This is a genomic window from Moraxella sp. Pampa (genome assembly GCF_035181385.1).
Classification (GTDB): domain Bacteria; phylum Pseudomonadota; class Gammaproteobacteria; order Pseudomonadales; family Moraxellaceae; genus Moraxella.
This window is the reverse complement of record NZ_JAXCJK010000003.1, coordinates 206269-226282: the sequence shown is the minus strand read 5'-3', so window position 1 is coordinate 226282 and position 20014 is coordinate 206269. Positions and strand designations below refer to the sequence as shown.

At 42.3% G+C, this 20014-nt stretch carries 18 protein-coding genes; 4 read left to right on the top strand and 14 right to left on the bottom strand.

The genetic code is table 11. The features are described 5' to 3' along the window. The first annotated feature begins 55 nt into the window (after positions 1–55). Both R0123_RS07140 and R0123_RS07135 read left to right on the top strand, forming a co-directional pair. Positions 56–730, top strand: a complete 675-nt coding sequence (locus tag R0123_RS07140) for a folate-binding Fe/S cluster repair protein (protein ID WP_323842065.1) — start codon at positions 56–58, stop codon at positions 728–730. Continuing rightward, a complete protein-coding gene (locus R0123_RS07135; protein WP_323843564.1) occupies positions 708–2039 on the top strand; it encodes a D-amino acid dehydrogenase in 1332 nt (443 codons plus the stop codon). The genes R0123_RS07140 and R0123_RS07135 overlap by 23 nt, the downstream gene beginning before the upstream one ends. An 8-nt stretch (positions 2040–2047) precedes the next feature. Here the strand turns inward: R0123_RS07135 and dtd are convergent, their stop codons facing one another. Then, on the bottom strand, positions 2048–2500 hold the full coding sequence (gene dtd / locus R0123_RS07130; RefSeq protein WP_323843563.1) for a D-aminoacyl-tRNA deacylase: 453 nt from the start codon (positions 2498–2500) through the stop codon (positions 2048–2050). Between the two features lie 150 nt (positions 2501–2650). Between dtd and asd the strand changes: the two genes are divergently transcribed. Further along, positions 2651–3490: an archaetidylserine decarboxylase gene (gene asd, locus R0123_RS07125; RefSeq protein ID WP_323843562.1), complete on the top strand. Its 840-nt coding sequence runs from the start codon at positions 2651–2653 to the stop codon at positions 3488–3490. 69 nt (positions 3491–3559) lie between these two features. Here the strand turns inward: asd and R0123_RS07120 are convergent, their stop codons facing one another. The 10 genes from R0123_RS07120 to ruvB form a co-directional block, all read right to left on the bottom strand. Further along, positions 3560–4921, bottom strand: a complete 1362-nt coding sequence (locus R0123_RS07120; protein WP_323843561.1) for a 3-deoxy-D-manno-octulosonic acid transferase — start codon at positions 4919–4921, stop codon at positions 3560–3562. An 86-nt stretch (positions 4922–5007) separates the two neighbouring features. Next, complete coding sequence (gene pepN, locus R0123_RS07115) at positions 5008–7575, bottom strand: aminopeptidase N (protein WP_323843560.1); 2568 nt, start codon at positions 7573–7575, stop codon at positions 5008–5010. 348 nt (positions 7576–7923) lie between these two features. Next, positions 7924–8733, bottom strand: a complete 810-nt coding sequence (locus R0123_RS07110; RefSeq protein WP_323842059.1) for a hypothetical protein — start codon at positions 8731–8733, stop codon at positions 7924–7926. 383 nt (positions 8734–9116) lie between these two features. Then, on the bottom strand, positions 9117–11153 hold the full coding sequence (locus tag R0123_RS07105; protein ID WP_323843559.1) for a PilC/PilY family type IV pilus protein: 2037 nt from the start codon (positions 11151–11153) through the stop codon (positions 9117–9119). Further along, positions 11143–11814, bottom strand: a complete 672-nt coding sequence (locus R0123_RS07100) for a hypothetical protein (protein ID WP_323843558.1) — start codon at positions 11812–11814, stop codon at positions 11143–11145. The genes R0123_RS07105 and R0123_RS07100 overlap by 11 nt, the downstream gene beginning before the upstream one ends. 11 nt (positions 11815–11825) lie before the next feature. Continuing rightward, positions 11826–12830 carry a PilW family protein gene (locus R0123_RS07095; protein WP_323843557.1) on the bottom strand — a complete coding sequence of 335 codons (1005 nt, stop codon included), beginning with the start codon at positions 12828–12830 and terminating at the stop codon, positions 11826–11828. 25 nt (positions 12831–12855) lie between these two features. Further along, positions 12856–13398 carry a type IV pilus modification PilV family protein gene (locus R0123_RS07090; RefSeq protein WP_323842055.1) on the bottom strand — a complete coding sequence of 181 codons (543 nt, stop codon included), beginning with the start codon at positions 13396–13398 and terminating at the stop codon, positions 12856–12858. Between the two features lie 30 nt (positions 13399–13428). Further along, positions 13429–14193: a hypothetical protein gene (locus R0123_RS07085; RefSeq protein WP_323843556.1), complete on the bottom strand. Its 765-nt coding sequence runs from the start codon at positions 14191–14193 to the stop codon at positions 13429–13431. Next, positions 14174–15421 carry a phospholipase A gene (locus tag R0123_RS07080; protein WP_323843555.1) on the bottom strand — a complete coding sequence of 416 codons (1248 nt, stop codon included), beginning with the start codon at positions 15419–15421 and terminating at the stop codon, positions 14174–14176. The genes R0123_RS07085 and R0123_RS07080 overlap by 20 nt, the downstream gene beginning before the upstream one ends. Positions 15422–15612: 191 nt before the next feature. Next, the gene (gene ruvB / locus R0123_RS07075; protein ID WP_323842052.1) at positions 15613–16599 is read right to left on the bottom strand and encodes a Holliday junction branch migration DNA helicase RuvB; all 987 of its coding nucleotides are present in this window, start codon (positions 16597–16599) and stop codon (positions 15613–15615) included. A 431-nt stretch (positions 16600–17030) separates the two neighbouring features. Here ruvB and R0123_RS07070 point away from each other — a divergent pair, with 431 nt between their 5' ends. Continuing rightward, the gene (locus R0123_RS07070; protein WP_323842051.1) at positions 17031–17498 is read left to right on the top strand and encodes an MCR_0457 family protein; all 468 of its coding nucleotides are present in this window, start codon (positions 17031–17033) and stop codon (positions 17496–17498) included. A gap of 166 nt (positions 17499–17664) precedes the next feature. On the opposite strand, the gene R0123_RS07065 is transcribed toward R0123_RS07070, so the two are convergent. The 3 genes from R0123_RS07065 to R0123_RS07055 form a co-directional block, all read right to left on the bottom strand. After that, positions 17665–18327: an NAD(P)H-dependent oxidoreductase gene (locus tag R0123_RS07065; protein ID WP_323843554.1), complete on the bottom strand. Its 663-nt coding sequence runs from the start codon at positions 18325–18327 to the stop codon at positions 17665–17667. 156 nt (positions 18328–18483) lie between these two features. Continuing rightward, a complete protein-coding gene (locus tag R0123_RS07060; protein ID WP_323843553.1) occupies positions 18484–19542 on the bottom strand; it encodes an NADH:flavin oxidoreductase/NADH oxidase in 1059 nt (352 codons plus the stop codon). A gap of 89 nt (positions 19543–19631) precedes the next feature. Next, positions 19632–19985, bottom strand: coding sequence for a helix-turn-helix transcriptional regulator (locus R0123_RS07055; protein WP_323843552.1), 354 nt, complete (start codon positions 19983–19985; stop codon positions 19632–19634). Between the last annotated feature and the right edge of the window lie 29 nt (positions 19986–20014).

Here is a 20014-nt window from a genome sequence, read left to right as displayed (position 1 = left end):
TTATTAATGAAGTTTGATATATTTTGGTTTTATTGACAGTTTTTGGATAATCACCATGAATTTTACCGCATTCACACTAAGTGGCAAAGACGCTGACAAATTTTTGCAAGGCCAAATCACCGCAAACACTGCCAAAATCGGTAGTGAATATCTACCCACCGCCATTTGCAACCTAAAAGGACGCGTGCAATTTGGACTTTGGATAAAAAAAATAAACGATGCGTTTGTCATTGTGCTATCAAGTGATCTGGCAGATGATTTTCAGGCACACATCAAAAAATATGGCACATTTTCAAAAATATCTTTATCTAAGCCTATCCAAATTTATCCATGCGTCATGAACCATGTGCCAACTTTTTTGGAAAATCAAAGCGAAGCAGATTGGCAAACTTGGCAAGAAGTCAGTCTAAAAACAGGCAATTATTGGATAACCGCCAAGACAAGTGAGCAATTTCAGCCACAAGAGCTTCGGCTGCACCAGCGTGGTGGTGTAGATTATGACAAAGGCTGTTATTTAGGGCAGGAGATCATTGCAAGGCTTTGGTTTAAGGCCACCCCGAAAGCATGGCTACACCTTGTCAAAGCTGGCGATATTGATATTGATAATAAAGTCACCGTTGTCAATAGCGATGGCCAGCTCGCTTTGGTCGTTGCACGCCCTGATGATTTGAAAAATTTAACTGTTTTATCTTTACCAGACAACCTAAATGGCAGTGTCGCTCGTGGCTGATGCCAAAAGCTCCGTTACCGTGCTTGGTGCTGGTGTAACTGGCGTAGCAAGTGCATGGTATCTGTCACAAGCTGGTTTTGATGTTACCGTCATTGACCGACAAAACTCCCCTGCAATGGAAACAAGTTTTGCTAATGGTGGACAAATTTCTGTATGCCACGCAACGCCTTGGGCGAATCCTACCACACCCATAAAGGCCTTAAAATGGCTCGCCCAACCTGACGCACCGCTACTCTACCGCCCCAATGGCAACATTGAGCAAATCCGCTTTATCCTACGCTTTTTAAAAGAATGTACAAAAGGCCGTGCTGATGACAACTTAAAACAAATGGTCAGTTTAGGACTATACTCTCGTGCAACCTTAAAAGCACTAATGAGTGAATTACCGCTAGCATTTGAGCAACGCCTACAAGGCATCATGCATTTTTATACCGACCTTGCCGAATACCAGTCTGCCATTGCCCCCACCATAAGAATGCAGGAGCTGGGCTGTCATCGCATACCCATCACACCCGACCAAGCAATTGATATTGAACCTGCCCTATCAGTACTTGGTAATAAGCTTATAGGTGCAACCTATACAAATACTGATTTTTCTGCCAATGCGAATGTTTTTACCAATCAGCTTGCCAGACATTGTCAAGCCAATGGAGTAAAATTTGTCTTCAATACACACATTGATGAAATCGTAGCAGTAGACAGACGCATTAGCCACATCACCATCTGCCAAAATGGTATCAAATCCGCTCACCGTGCCGACCATTATGTTGTATGTCTGGCAAGTTATGGCAAACGCTTGCTTAATCCCATTGGGGTAAGCTTGCCCATTTTCCCTGCTAAGGGCTACTCTGCAACCTACACCGTGCTTGATGGCACACGCGTCCCACAGGTCAGTCTTATTGATGATGAGTACAAACTTGTCATGAGTCGATTCACAAGTGGTGAGCGTGATGTACTACGAGTGGCTGGTACGGCAGAATTTGACGGCTACAATACCAAACTCAATGACATACGCTGTCAGGCTTTGACACGGCGTGTGCAAATGCTATTTGGCGATGCACTAAGCTATGATGAGCCAAACTACTGGACAGGGCTTCGTCCTATGACTCCCTCAAATGTACCACTCATCGGGCGTGCCTATCTTGGTCATATCAAACATGGTGGTACTGGTGATCAGTTTGATAATCTATGGCTAAACACAGGGCATGGCACACTTGGCTTTACACACTCTTGTGGCTCTGCACTTGCTTTATCGTTGCTGATGACAGCAAAGATACCACCTCTTGATTTTGCATTCATTGGATACTGATTTTGCCATCAAACCTCCAAAATGAAATTAATCGGCCCATCATTAGCACAACTTACCATCATATCAGCACCAAACTCTCCTGTTTGGACGCTTGGATAAACTGATTTGGCATAAACCACCAACTGATCAAATAATCGTTTGGCATCATCAGGTGGCATAGCAGGAGCAAAATCAGGGCGACGACCCTTATCCGTCTTTGCCATCAAGGTAAACTGTGAAACAAGCAATAAGCCTCCACCAAAATCAGATACGGATTTATCCAACTTGCCCAGTTTTTCAACCTCGGTAGTATTTTCAAAAATACGATAGGCTAGAATTTTATCAATAAGTTTGCACGCACGCCCAAAATCGTCATCTTTGCCAATGCCGATATATGCAAGCACTCCATTTTGAATCTGACCAATAATTTTACCATCTACCTCAACATGAGCAAAATGAACTCGTTGAATTAAAGCTTTCATAGATTTCCTTAGTTTGATTCTTACAATTGATTAGCCAAATGGCAGATTTATCATACAAGTTTGCAAAAATAAAACGGTCATTATAACAAATATCGGTTAAAATACACCAACCCAAACAATGCACCAAACAACATACAAAATGGAGGAATGATGAATTTATTTACCTTAGCCCAAAATATCGCCCCGCAACAGACCCTCTCTAAAATTGCAGGCCACCTTGCTAGGAGCGACAATCCTTATATCAAAAAAACTTTCATTCATGCTTTTGCCAAAGCCTATGATATAGATTTGGCAGAATACAAGCGAGACAACTTAGATGACTATGACAGCTTTAACGATTTTTTTACTCGTGAGTTAAAAGATGGCATGCGTCCAATAGATGATAGCACCGATGGCGTGGCTTGCCCTGCTGATGGCAAAATCAGCCAAATCGGAACAATTCATCAAGGGCAATTATTACAAGCCAAAGGGCATGACTATGATGTAGGACAATTACTTGCTGATTTTGAATTGGGCAAGACATTTGTTGATGGTTCTTTTGCCACCATTTATCTGGCACCCACAAACTATCACCGTGTACATATGCCTTTTGATGGCGTGCTGACCGCCACCCGTTATGTGCCAGGCACACTATTTTCGGTCAATAATACCACCGCTGAGCATGTGCCTGATCTGTTTGCAAGAAATGAACGGCTGGTGTGTGAGTTTGACACCACCTTTGGCAAAGCGTGCGTAGTCCTAGTGGGTGCAATGATAGTGGCAGGCATTAGCTGTGTGGCAACAGGAGCAATCAAACGCACGCCTTATATTCAACATCGCACACACGATTTGCCACTCAAAAAAGGTGATGAGCTTGGGCAATTTTATCTTGGCTCCACCGCCATCATCATCCTGCCAAAATCAGCAGGCACAATGTGGAATGATGGCCTTGTGCATAGTAAAACGGTACAAATGGGAGAGCAAATCGCCAAGATTTGCCCAAACGCCTAAATTTACAAAAACAAAAAAAGAGTGCTGATGGCATTCTTTTTTTGTTTATCTAAACATCAAATACCAGTTTTAGTCTTGGCAAGAAGACAAATAATTTAACAAAATGTCAGCCTGTATTTGGGCAGAGTGTCGTTTTTGGGTAACCAAATCTGCCCCAGCTTGTCCTGATATTGTTGCTGCATTGACATCAAACAACCAGCACGCCACCGCCTCAGCAATATCAGTTGCCACACTGTTTGTCTGCACAAGTGCAGAAACTTGCGACAATTGTGCCACCAAAGCCTCGCAATTTTTGACAAACCGCCCCATCACCACAGGTTTTGCAAAAGATGCAGGCTCAATCGGATTGTGCCCGCCCTTATCAACAAATGATCCAGCCACCACCGCCACATCACACACTTTATACCATGCCAAAAGCTCACCCATACTGTCCACCAGATACACCTGTGTATCTGGTGTGATTTGTTCATTTTGCGAGCGTCTGTGTGTGATAAGCCCTGATGATTGACACAAAACCGCCACCTCATCAAAACGCTCTGGGTGGCGTGGCACAAGGATTAGCAAAGGGTTTTTGTCAGATTTTAATAGCTGTTTTTGAACTTCAAGCATCAGTATCTCCTCACCTTCATGAGTACTACCGACAAGCCAGATTGGTCTTTGACCGATTTGCCAAGTAGCAATCTTAGCCACAAGGTCTTGATTTTCGTTTGATAATTGCCCAAGATTTGCCCATTTCAAAGAGTTGGCAACATGAATTTTTTCTTTATTCGCACCCAATTTAGCAAATCTGTCTGCCGATACTTCATCTTGGGCAATGATGGCGGTCAGGTTTTGCATCATGCTTTGGCTCAATTTGCCAAATTTTGCATAACCATCAAAAGACTTCTTGGTCAATCTGGCATTGACCAAGACAGATGGAATGCTTTGACGATTGAGTTCATACAAAATATTGGCCCACAGCTCTGTCTCAACAAATATTGCCATGACTGGGCGAGCATGAGCAATGAATCGCCGAATGACAATCAAGTCGTCCACAGGCACAAAACTATGATTAACCGACTTTCCCAACTCGCCCTTAAATAGCACACCAACTCGATTAAAACCCGTTTGTGTACTACTGGTAATCCAAAGTCCAAACCCCTGATTTAATAAGATTTTTAATAATGGATAAGCAGTATTTAGCTCACCAAGACTCACCGCATGACACCATATCAAGACTTTATTTTGGATTGATTTTTCACCAAAACAATCCAAGTCGTCCAAGCAATCTTTTAAAAAGGTCATTGCTGGCACAGGCAGATATTTTTTGCCAAATCGTTCATTCAACTCTCGCTCATAAGTCAACAAATGTTGCGATTTTCTTTTGACCATGTAACGATAGATTGGCATGGCAAGACGAATGATTGGGGTGTAATAAAAAGGTGGCTTCATTGAATTTGGGTATTTTTAGTCTTTATTGATTGTAAAAGAAACAAAAAAATACGGCAAGTCAGACTCACCGTATTTTATGGTCATGGTTAGGCGTTTAGCATATTATTAACAAATTCTAACACATTTTTGGATTTGGCAGCAGTCTGCAAAGCAATTAACCTTTCTTTAACTTGTGCTTTACTTGCCTCACTTAGTGTGTACCAATGACTCAAATTAGATAGCAGTCGTGATGCCAATGCAGGATTGGTTGCATCAAGGCGAATGATGGCATCAAAATACAGCGATAAGCCTTCTTCGCTCCATAGCTGAACAGACTTGGTAGCCAAGCCGCCTAGCGTGGTACGCACACGATTCGGCGTATTCCAATCATAGTCGTCTCTTTGCATCAATGACTTGATGAACGCCACATCACGACTGCCTGCTCGTGCCTGAATGCTAAACCAAGAATCAATGACCAAATCATCATCAGCAAATCTGTCATAAAAGTCTGCCACATAATCAGCAGATTTTGCCAAGTCAAACTCAACCATTGCCGACAGTGCACCCAATCTTTCACTCATACATACAGCAAGATCATATTGACGATATGTCCAATTTTCTGCATTGTCCACACCTGCACTTAGTGCAATGTCTAATAACACATTACGCAACAGACGACGGCCACGAGCATCAGGCGTATCTTCATACGGCTCAATTGGCAACATCTGATACCACTCACCTACGACATCAGACAAATCATTTGCAATCGCTTTTTTTAGCTCATCTCGAACCGCTTTGACTGCCGAAGGCTGATAATCTGATTCGTACGCCATCGCCAATTCTTGTTCACTTGGTATATCAAACAGGCGGGCGGTCAACATAGGGTCGGTATTCATCAAACTTGGCACAACTGCACGCAGCGTATCGGTCAAAAGCTTGATGTTGTCAGATTTACCCAAAAGCAGACGATTGACAAATATCTGTACCGCCTGCCAACGGTTGAAACCTTCATTTTCAAAGGCCACCAACTTCATCAAATCCTCATCACCATATTCAAAGTTTAATTTGACAGGAGCAGAAAAATTACGCAATACCGATACGACAGGACGCACACCATCAAGTGCTAAATCCTCAAATACAAAGCTGTCTGATTCTTTGGTCAAAAGAAGCATTCTTTGTGCCAAAATTTCACCAGTTTCACCATTAAAAATTGCCGTATCCACAGGAATTGGTAAGGCAACTGGCGTATCAAAACCTGCTACATGGCGAGTTTTTTGAGACAAATTGATGGTTACTTTACTGCCATCAACCTCAAAATCACCAAATAATTCAGGTGTACCAGGCTGACGATACCAAGCCAAAAAGTCCATCACCCTTTGATCACCCACCGATAAAGCGGCTAAAAAATCCTCAATGGTTACCGCTTGTCCGTCATGTCGAGAAAAGTACTCATCTGTACCTTGGCGATATTTTTCCTTACCCAAAAGATTGGCAATCATACGAACAATTTCTGCACCTTTTTCGTAAATGGTCGTGGTGTAAAAATTATTTATCTCCACAAAACTTTCAGGACGAACGCAATGAGCAAGTGGTCCAGCATCTTCGGCAAACTGATGTGCTTGTAGCACTGCCACATCTTCAATGCGTTGTACCGCTTTTGAACGAAAATCACCAGAAAAGCTCTGATCACGAAAAACCGTCAAGCCTTCTTTTAAACACAGCTGAAACCAATCACGGCAGGTAACACGATTGCCCGTCCAGTTGTGAAAATATTCATGTGCTACAACTGATTTAACTCGGAAACTACGCTCATCGGTTGCTGTCTCTGGGCTGGCCAAGACACAAGAAGTGTTAAAAATATTCAAGCCTTTGTTTTCCATCGCCCCCATATTAAACTGGCCCGTCGCCACAATCATATAACGGTCTAGGTCATAAGCACAGCCATAATTATCTTCGTCCCACTTCATTGAATCTTTTAAAGCCTGCATGGCAACATGACATTTATCCAAATCCTGCTTGGTGGCATAGATTTCCAACAACACTTCTCGACCCTCAGAAGTGGTAAATTTATCTTGCATCACATCAAGGTCAGCAATGACGCAGGCAAATAAATAGCTTGGCTTTAAAGTTGGATCATGCCAAATGGCAAAATGTCTATCACCCAAATCACCCTGCTCAATCAAGTTGCCATTGGCAAGTAAAGTCGGAAATGCTTTATCCGCCTCCACACGAGTGGTAAACTCTGCCAACACATCTGGGCGGTCAGGATAGAAAGTGATTTTACGAAAACCCTCTGGCTCGCACTGGGTAACAAACATCGTTTCTGCCCCTGTGCCAGCTTGGTACAATCCTTCAAGTGCGGTATTTTTCTGCGGATAAATTACCACAGAAGTGTGAACAACCACCTCATCTGGTGCATGATGAATGATCAATTTTTCATCATCTAGTGTATAATCATCAGAAGTCAGTACTTCACCATTCATGATTACTGACTTTAATTCTAATTCACGCCCAAAAAGCACAAGATCGCCATCATGCTGTCTTATCATATTCAGCATGCCATCAACAGTAGCATGGCCATCATACAACTTAATATCAAGGTCAATTTTAGCAACCTTAAAAACAGGTGGCGTATAATCTTTTAGATAAACTTTGGTGGGGGCTTGCCCTGACATTTTTAAAACTCCGTGTTTTACATTGGTAAAATTGGTAATTGGTAAGTTTAAATTTGGTAAGTTAACAAATCCAACCACTTTATGATGAACTCAATGGTTCATCGTGCCACACCCAATCTACAACGACAAGATTGGGCACGCCAACCAGATTAAATGGTCAAATCATTACTTAGTATTATTAATTATATCAAGAATTTACCAAGCTGTATATCTGTATTTGATGCGATGAATTTATACTGATCATTGGTTTTTTTAAGCACACCAAGTTTTACATATAAAACATAGCCATAAAAAGACAATCCCAACCAAAAGGCTGGGATTGTTTTATGTGCTTAAATTCAAAATGAATTAGAAACGGTAAGTAGCACCAACTTTAACAATTGGGAACCAGCTTAGCCATTTTAAATCTTTTTTAGATTCAATATCACGCTCAGCTTGGTCTACTAGCTCAGCAAGCTTGATAGGCTTTTGAGTGTCAATAGCAGTTACAGTTACATCGTTGTCTTTGGTATTTTCAATATCAACATTAACTTTACCTAGGTAAGTTGCACCCACTTCACCAAATAGACCCCAGTTATTACCGATATTTGGACGGAAGCCAACGGTTAGGTAAGGAGCCAAGGTATTGCGATGTTGAATTTTACCTTTTAGAGTACCGACTGCATCTTTTGAGTACTTAGCACCACCGATGTGATAATTGCCACTGTCGCCCGCACCTGGCTGCACTTCAACTTCGATTTTATTGTTAGGAACGATTACACCTGTACCAACAGTAAACCAGTTGGCGGCTGGACGAAGCTGAACGCCCAAATAAGGGTTAGAAGCATTGATTTTCACCGCAAGGTTCAAATCATCAACTTTGGCACCATTAGCGTTATTGTTCAGCGCTTTAGCGACATTAACAACCTTAGCAATGTCATCACTCTTAATCGCTTGATTGGTTTTACCACCTGTCCAACCAGCTTGTAGTTCAACGCGGTCGTTCAATGACCAGCCGATGTTTGCACCATAGCCCAATGTACCAATTTCTGCACTAACTGCCGCTGGGTTAGTTGCAGTTTTGAATAAAGTTTTCGTGCTATCCACAGCAACATTTGCCATTGCACTGGTAGATAGTAGTACCGCAGCACCAATCACAGTCAGATTCAAAACTTTCATAAATTTTCTCCAAAAATTAAATTTACCCAAAAAAACAAACCGCTGATCCATTTCAATTTCCTAAAAAAATAAAAAATCCAAAGGGGCTCAAACGGCATGCTCAATCTTGAGTGTATTTAAAACGATTTTTTCCGTTTTGTCCAGCCAAGTTTTGTATATTTTGTATGTATTTATATGAACTATTATTAAAGACATTACAAAGTCAATAATTTTAGCAACATAAGATAAGAACTTTACACAAAAATACAAGCTTTGCACGATTGCATGAGTTATATGGGTATTCGCTGACGCAATTCAATACAGGGTGCTTATTATATCACAATTTTAATGTTTAGAAAATCTTTCTTTATAATACTCATCAGTCAACCTAGCACCACTGAAAATCAATTACCCGTGCTACGCACATCGTACCACCTCAAAAACCGCAAATTGCGTACGATAGATACATCAAAGTTTGATTTGCCAGCATCATCGCCCTGATCACTCACACCACCATTCATCAACTGAGCATTCAACACATTTGCACTTGGCATCAAAATCTGCCATGCCAAAGAATTGCCATCACTAGATTTGGTGGCAGTTGTAAGCCAATTACCACGAATGGTGGGCGTATTTAAAATAGTGGTATTTGCATTGTTGGTCAATAGCTGCCCTGTTTTATGGTGGGCACACACCCCAAATGGCAAACAAAACCCCTGCGATTGTACGGTCATATCATGTAAGCACTGTGGTACTTTGGCAACACTTAGGTGATATAATGCACGCACACCACGACGAGCAAAATGACGCCCACTTGGCACAACCACACCACCATTCATCAGCGTTACATTGGTATCACCATCAATATTAAGCACCCGCATCCAGCCTTTTGCTCTTGCTACAGACCCAAGCCAATAAGCTGGATTTTGAGTCTTGTCATCAATATTAATCAAATCACTGGGCGTAATGGTTGGCCGTGAATTAAGATCAATCAACCCGTCATCAAAAATACCATACACATGATTCATCTTACCATTAACATCAGGCAACTGATCATTTGACGCAATACTGATGAGTGCAAAGCGTCTATTACGATTGGGATATAAAGGATAATCACGCGAATCGTACAAACTGACGATGGGCTTTTGGTAAAATCTTTGATGATTGCTGGCAAATAAATTTGTAGAAAATGCCAATAAGCCATCATTTGCAGCAAACACACGACTCACCCCACCTGTGTGCACATCAAAGCGAAAAATCTGCCCACCTAAGTCCGCTGCATAGATATGTTCAAAAACACCATCACCCTGCCTATCAATGAGCGTAACTTCCCCTGCAAAGCTGTGTTTGGCATATTCACTACCTCCTACCCATCTTTGCACCTTTTGCCCCGTCCAAGCATTGATGGCATATACCACAGCACCTTCTGCAATGCTTTTATTACAAGCTGTACCATCTTGATAACAGGTATCTGACCCGCCCCCAAACACAAAAACCGCCATCTGCTTGCCAGCTTGTCTAATATAACCCAAACTGATAGGTGCATGAATATGCGATAAATCAGGCAGCTCACTTTCTGTCAGACGGTAAAGCATTTTTGGGTGATTGGCATCAGTAACATCAAGTGCCATCAGGCCCTTATTGCTACGCCCAAAACCACCCACCGCAATCAGTTTATCTTGCCAGTTTTGACCACCATCAACACGCACTCGATACAGTCGCCATGCCGCATCAATACCACCATCACGATCATCAAAGTCTGGTAATGATAAATACGCCATCAATTGTCGGCCTGTGTTGCCATCAATTAAGCGTAACACACCCTTGGTATCCGTATAAATCAACACACCAGATTTATCATCAGTGCTTGGCGGATACATGACCGCACCGATGCCATCATTGTTCAAGGCATTCTTAATTTTGGCAAGCTCATCATCAGTATAATCAACCAGCTGTCTTAAATGATCGTCAGTAGCATCTGTCAGCTTAACCAAATCACCATCACGCCTACCATTTTTATCCTTTAAGACCCACAGATGACGGCCTGCTGATTGATTAAGCTGACCTTGGGTACCAAAACCTTGCACCAGCTTGCCCACCGCCCAAATATCTGGACGCACCCTTGCTTGATTATTTTCATAAATCAGCTTGCCATCGGTGCTAACCATAGCACCTTGTGCCATGCGGTATTTAAGCAATGCACCCCGCCAGCTGCCATCACCTCGATAAGCCATGCCAACATAAGCATGATGTGGCATAGCCTTAACACTTGTGATGATAGGCGTATCATCAACACAAGATGATGAATGTGACGCCAGCACACTTGAACCAAATTGTTCGGCAGCAGCTGGCATGATGCCAAACATAAAAATGGCAAATGGCCAAAACATCACATCATATAATTTGTTGGGTGTCACTTTTTTCACACTGTCAATAGCCATATTGATATTCTTGCACTAACATTTGATGAGAAATACCACCCTCTTCTAGGCATGATTTGACCTGTAAAGGGTGGCTGGCACAAGGGCTATCCATTCGAGCGGCTGCCAATGAATATATCGTCAAATGATAAGCCTTCAGTGCAGGTATGTTCTTACCGTCTGCGATATCATCAATATCCACACCAGACGGTAAGTGTGCAAAGTCATTTAACTGCGGTACATCAGTCAGCACCAGCCACAACCAAACTTGCCCATTGCCACAGCGTGCATTGCTTGGATTTAATGACAACTTATATTGATGAAAATTTTCCAAACCCGCCGCCAAATGATAGCACAGCACGCCTATCGTTTGTGGCGAACTTTTGCTTTTGGCATGAAAGCTGTTAGCATCGTTAATATTTTGGTTGTCAAAATTTTGTTCATGCCAAGCCATCATTTTGGCGATGATGCCATCATCAGCACTCATGAACTGGCGAACATCGGACCGATTAAGCTGTGCAAGTGGCGTATCTGCCATGACAAAGAGCGAGTTTGTCTTACCTGTCGCAAAGGCGAGTTTGCCATCGGTGAGACTTTGGCGAATGGCCATCGCTGATAAACTCATCACAACAAGCACCACAACGAGCACCAACAGCAGTACATAGCCACGCTCCACTTTCATCTTTTGCTCTCCTAGTCATTGATGCCTGACTGGGCATTTCTTAGTTCAATACTCATCTGATGCAGCTGTCTATCACCTTTAGGTGCGTGATTGGTCAGTCTTGCTGTTTTATCAAATATGGCAAAACTTTGTTCGTTTAGCCCATCATCTTTATCATTGATCAAAGATGATGAATGGGTAAGCAATGCCAAATCAATCGATACGATGGGTAACGCCAAAGTAGCATCATAGTCACCTGATGCCATCAGCTTGATGCCATCGGTAGTCTGCACACCAAATCGCACCCACATACCCTCAACATGATGAGCAATGATTTGGCCACCACCTTGCCCACCAAATCCATAGATGACATTAGCACTTTTTGTTCTTTTGGCGTCATCGTCAATGATAGCACTCATAAAACTGGTTGAGCTTTGTCCAAACCGCCTATCTCTTGTGCCATCACGAGCAATATTTTGTACAATGAATTTTGCCGAATCACAATGCAAATTCATCACGCCATCATCATTTTGCACAAAATATCGCTCAATCACCACTTGACCATCTACATCAGCCATTTCGCCACTTTTTAGCCGAACACGACGAGGACCCAATACCATCTCGCCCTCACAACTCCACATATCCTGAGGTGCACGATAGATGATGGTCAGCTGATCAGATGGCAGGTTGGTATGGGCGTTTTTGATGAATCGGCTGGCAGTTAGGTAAGCAGATAAATTTTCGCCACTTTTATTTTGCCCATCAAGTTGTTTGGCATGAATCAAAATACCGCTGGGTGTCGCTTGGGTCAATACCGACCCATCAATACCAAGACCTGCCAAGCGTAAATTTGCCATCATTCCATCAAAAGCAAATACCTGCTGATTAATAGCGTCAGCAACATTTTGCTGGCTCAAAGCATTTTGCGAACTCATCACATACACCTGACCTACCATCAGCACAATCAATGCACCGATGAACAAAGCGACCATCATCTCTATCAGACTAAAACCACGCAGGTGGTGCATTGCTGTCATTTTGCCACCCCAAACACCATTAATATTAATATGTCATTGTCATACAGTGAGCATCACGATTAATTTTACCATCTGGCAAAACACAGCCATTTTTACCTTGTGTGGCTGGCGTATCTCCCCAAGCGGCAATCAATTGATATGTACCATTTTGTGAAATGGCGTTTAGACGAACGCCCTCTTTGGCAGCAAGTCTAGCGGTCCACAAAGTGCGGTATTTGATGAATTCAGTGGAGTTGCACCCTGATTGTTGACAAGACACAAAAATGGCATTGATGGCGATACGATAATCATTCATCATCTGTATGCTTGTGCCATTTGAACGATTAAGGCGACCAAACAGCTCGGCATGGATTTGCTTATCAGCATCACTGGCATTTCTTAAAACCTCAGCATGAGCCGTCATGAGCGATACCGCTGTTGTACGCATTTTGGCATCTTTGCTGGCACCATTTGCTTTGACCTGAACCATCAAAAACCCCAAAAATGCCACCGACACCAGTAGCAATGCCACCAGCATCTCAATCAAACTAAATCCTTGCTGGTTTTGCCAAAATCTCATGACTTTCATGGCGTGCCCTCATCAGATTAAATGGTGAGTTTATGAAAAGTTTTGAACGCCATGTGCAACACATACCGCCAGTAACGATATTTTAGGCACACAGCGAATGATGACGCTTGCCGCCGCTTGCAAAGTTGCCCCTGTCGTTGCTACATCATCAAATAAAATCACTCGCCTAGCAGGTGGCGTGCCATTTAATATAAATGCATCAATGACATTATTCAATCGTTGCTGGCGGCTTAGACCACGCTGACGATGAACATCATCAATACGGTCAAGTCCCTGCCACAGCGGTAGTTGCCAATGATATGATAAGGATTTGGCCAGCACCATTACAGGGTCAAAACCACGCTTGGCCAAGCGTTTTTTGGTGGTTGGTATGGGTATGATGACAGTATTGTCCGCATGAGCACCGATCGGTTTTGGCAACTGCTCAATGGCATGAATCAGCAACATCAAAGACGGCAGATGCTCACTGTCTTTAAAGCGAGTCATCGCCCGATTCATAGGGTATTGATAAAAAGTAGCAAAATACAAATGAAATTGATATGATTGCTGTAATTTTTGAGGGTCTGTCTGATTAATTTGAAGTTTAATGGGTGGTAAATGCCACGACATCAATGAATGACAAGTAGCACAAAGCATGGAGGTAAAATTGCCGTTATCTGTCATAGGCTCATGACACAACACACAAAGCCCATGCCATCTTTGACTCCATTTTGCCAATGCATATGGTGGCCAATGCACCAATTTGGCACGCTCACGCCGATGATTAAACGCCAACCTATAACCCCATCCAGCCATTAAGCATCACACCCACACCAATTGAGGTGGCTTCATGGTTATAATCAATGAACGACTGCCCATAACCTTGAAACAGCTGAACATAACCACTGATGCCTTTGCCAATAGGGTGGACATAGTCAAGTTGCAATGCACCCTTGCCTGTTTTTGGGTTATAACGCAAAAGCCCTGAAATACTCTTTTTGCTTTGTAATTGATATAAGAATTTAACATCACCATAGCCATAGTAATCCAGCACATCTGGATTGTCATTAGGTCGTAAGCTATTGCCTCCTTTTATGATTCGTGCCCAAAGGCGTGGCATGACGGTGAGATTTTTCCACTCCATGCCAGCCATCACATAGGCACGATTCCACGAGCGGGACCATGGATTATTCTCACCATTAGAATGATGCACCACGCCAGCACCAAGCATTCTAAGCCTTCCTCCAAATGGCAAATCTGCCAATACAGGCTGGGTCAAAAATATCTCAGGTTTATAATCATGTGCACGAAATTTTCGAGAATTTTTTTCATTATAAATTTGCCAATGTGCCATGTGCGTATAACCAAACCACAAATCGGCATTTGTACCAAACACATCTTCCATCATTTTTGATTTTAAAGACAGTTGAAACTTCAATTCAGAAGCATATTGATCATCGGTAGTATAATGCCAAGCTTTTTGAGTTGGCGTTACTGGATCACGGTTTGGCTTACCATGAAAATATATTGGCAAAATATAAACAGGATTGTGCGGACGCACACCCCACAACCCTTGCTCACCATTTTGATTTAAGTCATAGCTGATGGACAGTGGCGAATAGCGTTCAGCTTTCCATCTTTTGTCTAAGTCATTCTCGCTGGCAACAATGACATTTTCATCTTTTGTTGTATCATCGGCATCATCAGCAAAAACCAATTGCCTGTCGCCTGTAATACTTTTGATGGTTTCACTCAAAGCAATAGGCTGTTTTTGTTGCAAGATGGCTGGCGTTTTACCCACTGCAATTGCATCAAAACACCCCAAGCGAGTTGCATCAGCTGCTATCATTGCACAGTCATAAAACATCGCTTCGCCCGCTTCACGAGTTTTAATCATCAGCTCCTCTACCTGTTCGCTTGGCTGAGCTTCTTTTACCATCAGTGCCAGCCGCTGTGTATCAGCAATCTCATCTGTTGCCATGGCATTTGTGGCAATCGCAGCCGCCATGACCAGCGACCCTTTTTGAAAAATTTGATGAAACATCACTACACCCAATCTTAACTTGTTAAATATTAAACGATCTGTTGATTTTTATTCAATGCCCATGACAATGACTTTAAATCAAACCAGCTGTCATGCCCATTTTTATAATTATAATTATGGTATATTTATAGTTATAAAAATGGGCATGATTGTATGAAATGGCAAAAAAATAAAAAGAACAATAAAAAAATTTATGACAAATCCAGCCCGATTGCCCTATCAAGCAGTATCCGACCCTTTGGTGTACGCTGAATATAGCCTTGTTGAATCAGATACGGTTCAATCACATCTTCTAGTGTACCACGGTCTTCTGCCATCGCCGCTGCTATCGCTTCTACGCCCGCAGGACGACCATCAAAACGCTCAGTGAGCATGAGCAAATAACGACGGTCAAGATGATCCAAGCCCTGCTTATCCACCGACAACATATCAAGTGCAGAGCTTGCCATGTCTTTTGTAACCAAGCCATCACCTTTAACCTCAGCATAATCTCTCACTCGTCTTAATAGGCGGTTGGCAATGCGTGGCGTACCACGAGAACGCCTTGCCACTTCAACAGCCCCACCCTTATCCATTGCAATATTCATGAGTCGTGCTGCACGCTCAACAATCGTTGTCAAATCCGACACACTATAAAATTCAAGCCTTTGTACGATGCCAAATCTATCACGCAAGGGTGCCGTCAAAAGGCCTGCCCGCGTGGTCGCTGCCACAAGAGTAAATGGTGGTAAGTCAAGTTTGATTGAGCGTGCTGCAGGCCCCTCCCCAATCATGATATCAAGCTGATAATCCTCCATTGCAGGGTACAAAATCTCTTCAATGACAGGGCTCAAACGATGAATTTCATCAATAAACAATACATCGCCCTCTTCTAAATTGGTCAGCATCGCTGCCAAATCGCCCGCCCTTTCCAACACAGGACCGCTTGTCGAACGCAAATTACCACCCATCTCTCGTGCGATGATATTTGCCAAGGTTGTCTTCCCCAAACCTGGTGGACCAAAAATCAGCGTATGGTCAAGTGCTTCACCACGCTGGCGAGCTGCTGTAATAAATACCTCCATTTGCTCACGCACCTTAGGCTGACCGATATAATCAGACAAGGTCGCAGGGCGAATGGCACGATCAAATGCGTCGTCTTTTTTTAAAGAAGGATCGATTAGGCGATTGTGGCTCATGAACAACTCATTAAAAAATTGGACGCACCATTAAGCGATACGCCACACAAATTTATTATTATAATGAATTTTCGGCAGGTTGTCGCCTGTTTCTTATTTTTATTGGTCTGATATTTTTTTAAAAATTAGGATATTAAATTCCTAAAACTCAAAATCTTAATAGTTTTTTTAATAATTATTGAAGATGATTATAACAAAACCAAAACTGACAAAATCATTACCAATTAAAAGTCAATAGTCTTGTCATTACCGCTTATTTTTCAATCGGTTATCAAAAAAATTACAAACACAAACCTTGCAAGATTTACGCTCATGTTACTGAATTTGGCTGAAAATGAACAATAAAACAACACTTTAATTATGGTTTAGGTATGACTTTTTGGTTGTAAAGATTTATTATATACACAGTTTTGATTTTGCGTATTTTTGATATGAATAAGCTATCAACCACAAACAGCCCCAGACATTCATGTCTGCCAAGTCTGTTTTTATCATCAAATAAGACAAATAGGACGGCATTTGCCATTTTGTTGATGATGGCCTGTTTGGCAACCACAAGCCATGCCAATGCTCGATTGACCAGCGTACAGGGCAAATTTTACAAAACATCAAACAGCGAATTGGCTGTTTCGCAATACGAATTAGCTCTTGTACAAGTGCTGTTTGAAATTTGTCCGCCCATGCTCAATAACCAGCAACGCATTCAATTTGCACACGCTTATCACCAACATCTTCGTTCGTTCATGCCAACATCTACCAACCTTAACAACACTTTGCATTATCTGCACACTCAGCATAGCTATCGCTCCGCTTTACAAAATATCCGTGCATGGACAGCAACTTATTCCCCTGACCAAAACCGCAAAATTTGCCTACAATTTTCTGAGGTGTCATTTTAGCCTGAGCGATTGTCAAAGATTTAAACCAACTAAGAGCATGACAGCCTAGGCCATTCATGCTCTTAGTATTGGCTGCACCCTCGTTATTCAACACACAGAGCCAGATTTAAGTCAAATTTATTTGGGATAAATTTAGGATAGAAAGTTGGTATAAGTTACAAAAGCATTACTCAACAAACTTCACAATCTCATCTAAGCTTTTACGAGATTTTGGGCGAATTTCTTTGTCGCTAAACCCAAAAGTTACCATTACCGACACACCCCACTCGTTTAGGTCAAACAGCCCTTCATCTGCCAATAGTTGATTGACCGCTTTGTAATCAAAGCCCTCAATCGGACAGCTGTCTATGCCTAGCATTTTAGCCCCTGTCATCATATTGCCAAGAGCGATATAAGTTTGTTTACTTGCCCAGTCAAATAAAGCATGCTCACTATCCAAAATGGCAATGTCATCTCTTTGGAATTTTTCATAAACAGCTAAGGCTTGTTGTTTTTTATCATCGGTCAAGCCACGCCGTGCAATCACTTCATCAAAAAATGGCGTATCAAAACGGGCATTTTTCTTTGCCAAAATCGCCACAATATGACTGGCTGTATCAAGCGTGTTCACCATACCCCACGCCACAGGTTTTAGTTTTTGGCGTAAGTCTTTGTTTTGTAACACCAAAAATTGCCACGGCTCAGAACCGACCGAGCTTGGGCTTAACTGCCCAAACTGCAAAATAGCATTAAAATCGTCATCGCTGATTTTTTGCGTGCCGTCATAAGAGCGAGTGGACGCACGGCTTTTAAAAACTTGTAAAATATCGTTCTTGTCAAATAGTTTCATTGTTTTATCTCTTTATTGATAAATTGGTTAAATAGTAAAGTGATTAAATATGCTGTTAAAGTTTTTACCAACTTAATTTTACAAAGCCATACAACAAAATCGTTGCCTTAAAACCAACGGCTTTGTTGTGGTCAAATACTTTAAGCATGTTTATATTTAAGCATACCCACGCCCATAAGATTCAGGCACGTTTTGCATAGGTTCGCTGTCCACCCCCACTTGGTTGTACTGGGCGTTTAGCCACCAATGTGGGTCTCTAAGTAGCCCACGCCCCACCGCCACAAGGTCGGCATCACGAGTAAGCACGCTGTCGGCAAGGTGTGGATTGTCCAGCATTCCCACCGCAATCACAGGCACACCTGTCGCCTCCCTAATTTTGCGTGCCAATCCCACTTGATAGCCAGCTCCAATGGGCGGATAATTGCCTGCCACAAGCACGCCGTCGCCACCACCGCTAATGTGTAGCATATCCACCCCTGCTGACACATAGCGTTTTGCCATTTGCACACCATAATCGCTGTCATAGCCGTCTTTGCCATACTCTTGTGCTGACAGTCGCATAATGAGGGGCATATCTTTTGGCATTATTGCCTTGACCGCCTTGATGATTTTTTCCCCAAACAAAAAGCGGTCTTGACCGTACTCATCATCACGCTGATTGGATTTTGGGGACGCAAACTGATGAACCAAATAACCGTGAGCACCGTGAAGCTCAATAGCATCAAAACCTGCGTCAATCGCCCGCTTGCTTGCCGCCACAAAACCGTCAATAATCTCATCAATTTCATTAATACTCAAAGCCCTTGGGGTTTTTAAATTTTGCCCCACAAAATCCAAATCGCCATAATGAATAGCAGAAGGAGCAACCACATCATCGCAATCTTGGGCTTTTCGTCCTGCGTGGGCGATTTGAATAGCGATTTTGGCATCATATTTATGCACGCTTGCCACGATTTTGGCAAATTCATCACGCTGATTGTCATTCCAAAGCCCCAAGCAATTAGGCGAGATACGCCCATTGGGAGCAACATTGGTCATCTCAACAATCACAAGCCCCACACCACCAATGGCACGAGCGGTATAATGTACAAAATGCCAATCGTTTGGCAGTCCGTCTGTGGCTTGGTATTGGCACATCGGTGGCATCACAATGCGGTTTTTAAGCGTTAAACCTTTGAGTGTAAAAGGTTTTTGTAAATAACGAAATTTTGCCATAAGATTACCTTATATAGTGATATATAGAAAACTAGATTTAATAAGTGATAATTTTTTAATAAAAATTTGACTTAATGTAAACACTTAACCTAACTCAAAAGGTGCGTTAATTGCCCCAAAAAATCGTGAACCGCTTGACCGTTATAACGATAATAAGTCCACTTGCCAATACGCTTTGACTGAACCAAGCCAGCTTTTTTCAGGCTATTTAAATAACCTGACACTACCGACTGAGCAAGCCCTGTTTTTTGGGTAATTTGCCCTACGCATACGCCACCGTCAAACTCATCTGGATAAGAAGTTTGATTGGGAAAATGCGTTTTTGGGTCTTTAAGCCATATAAGCATATCCAGCCGATAGTCGTTGGCAAGGGCTTTAAATACTTCTGTGGCTTGTTGGTTGATGATTTTTTGGTCTATCTTTTGTTGGGTTGTGTCATTCATAGCGGTATTATATCTATTTTTTTAGATAT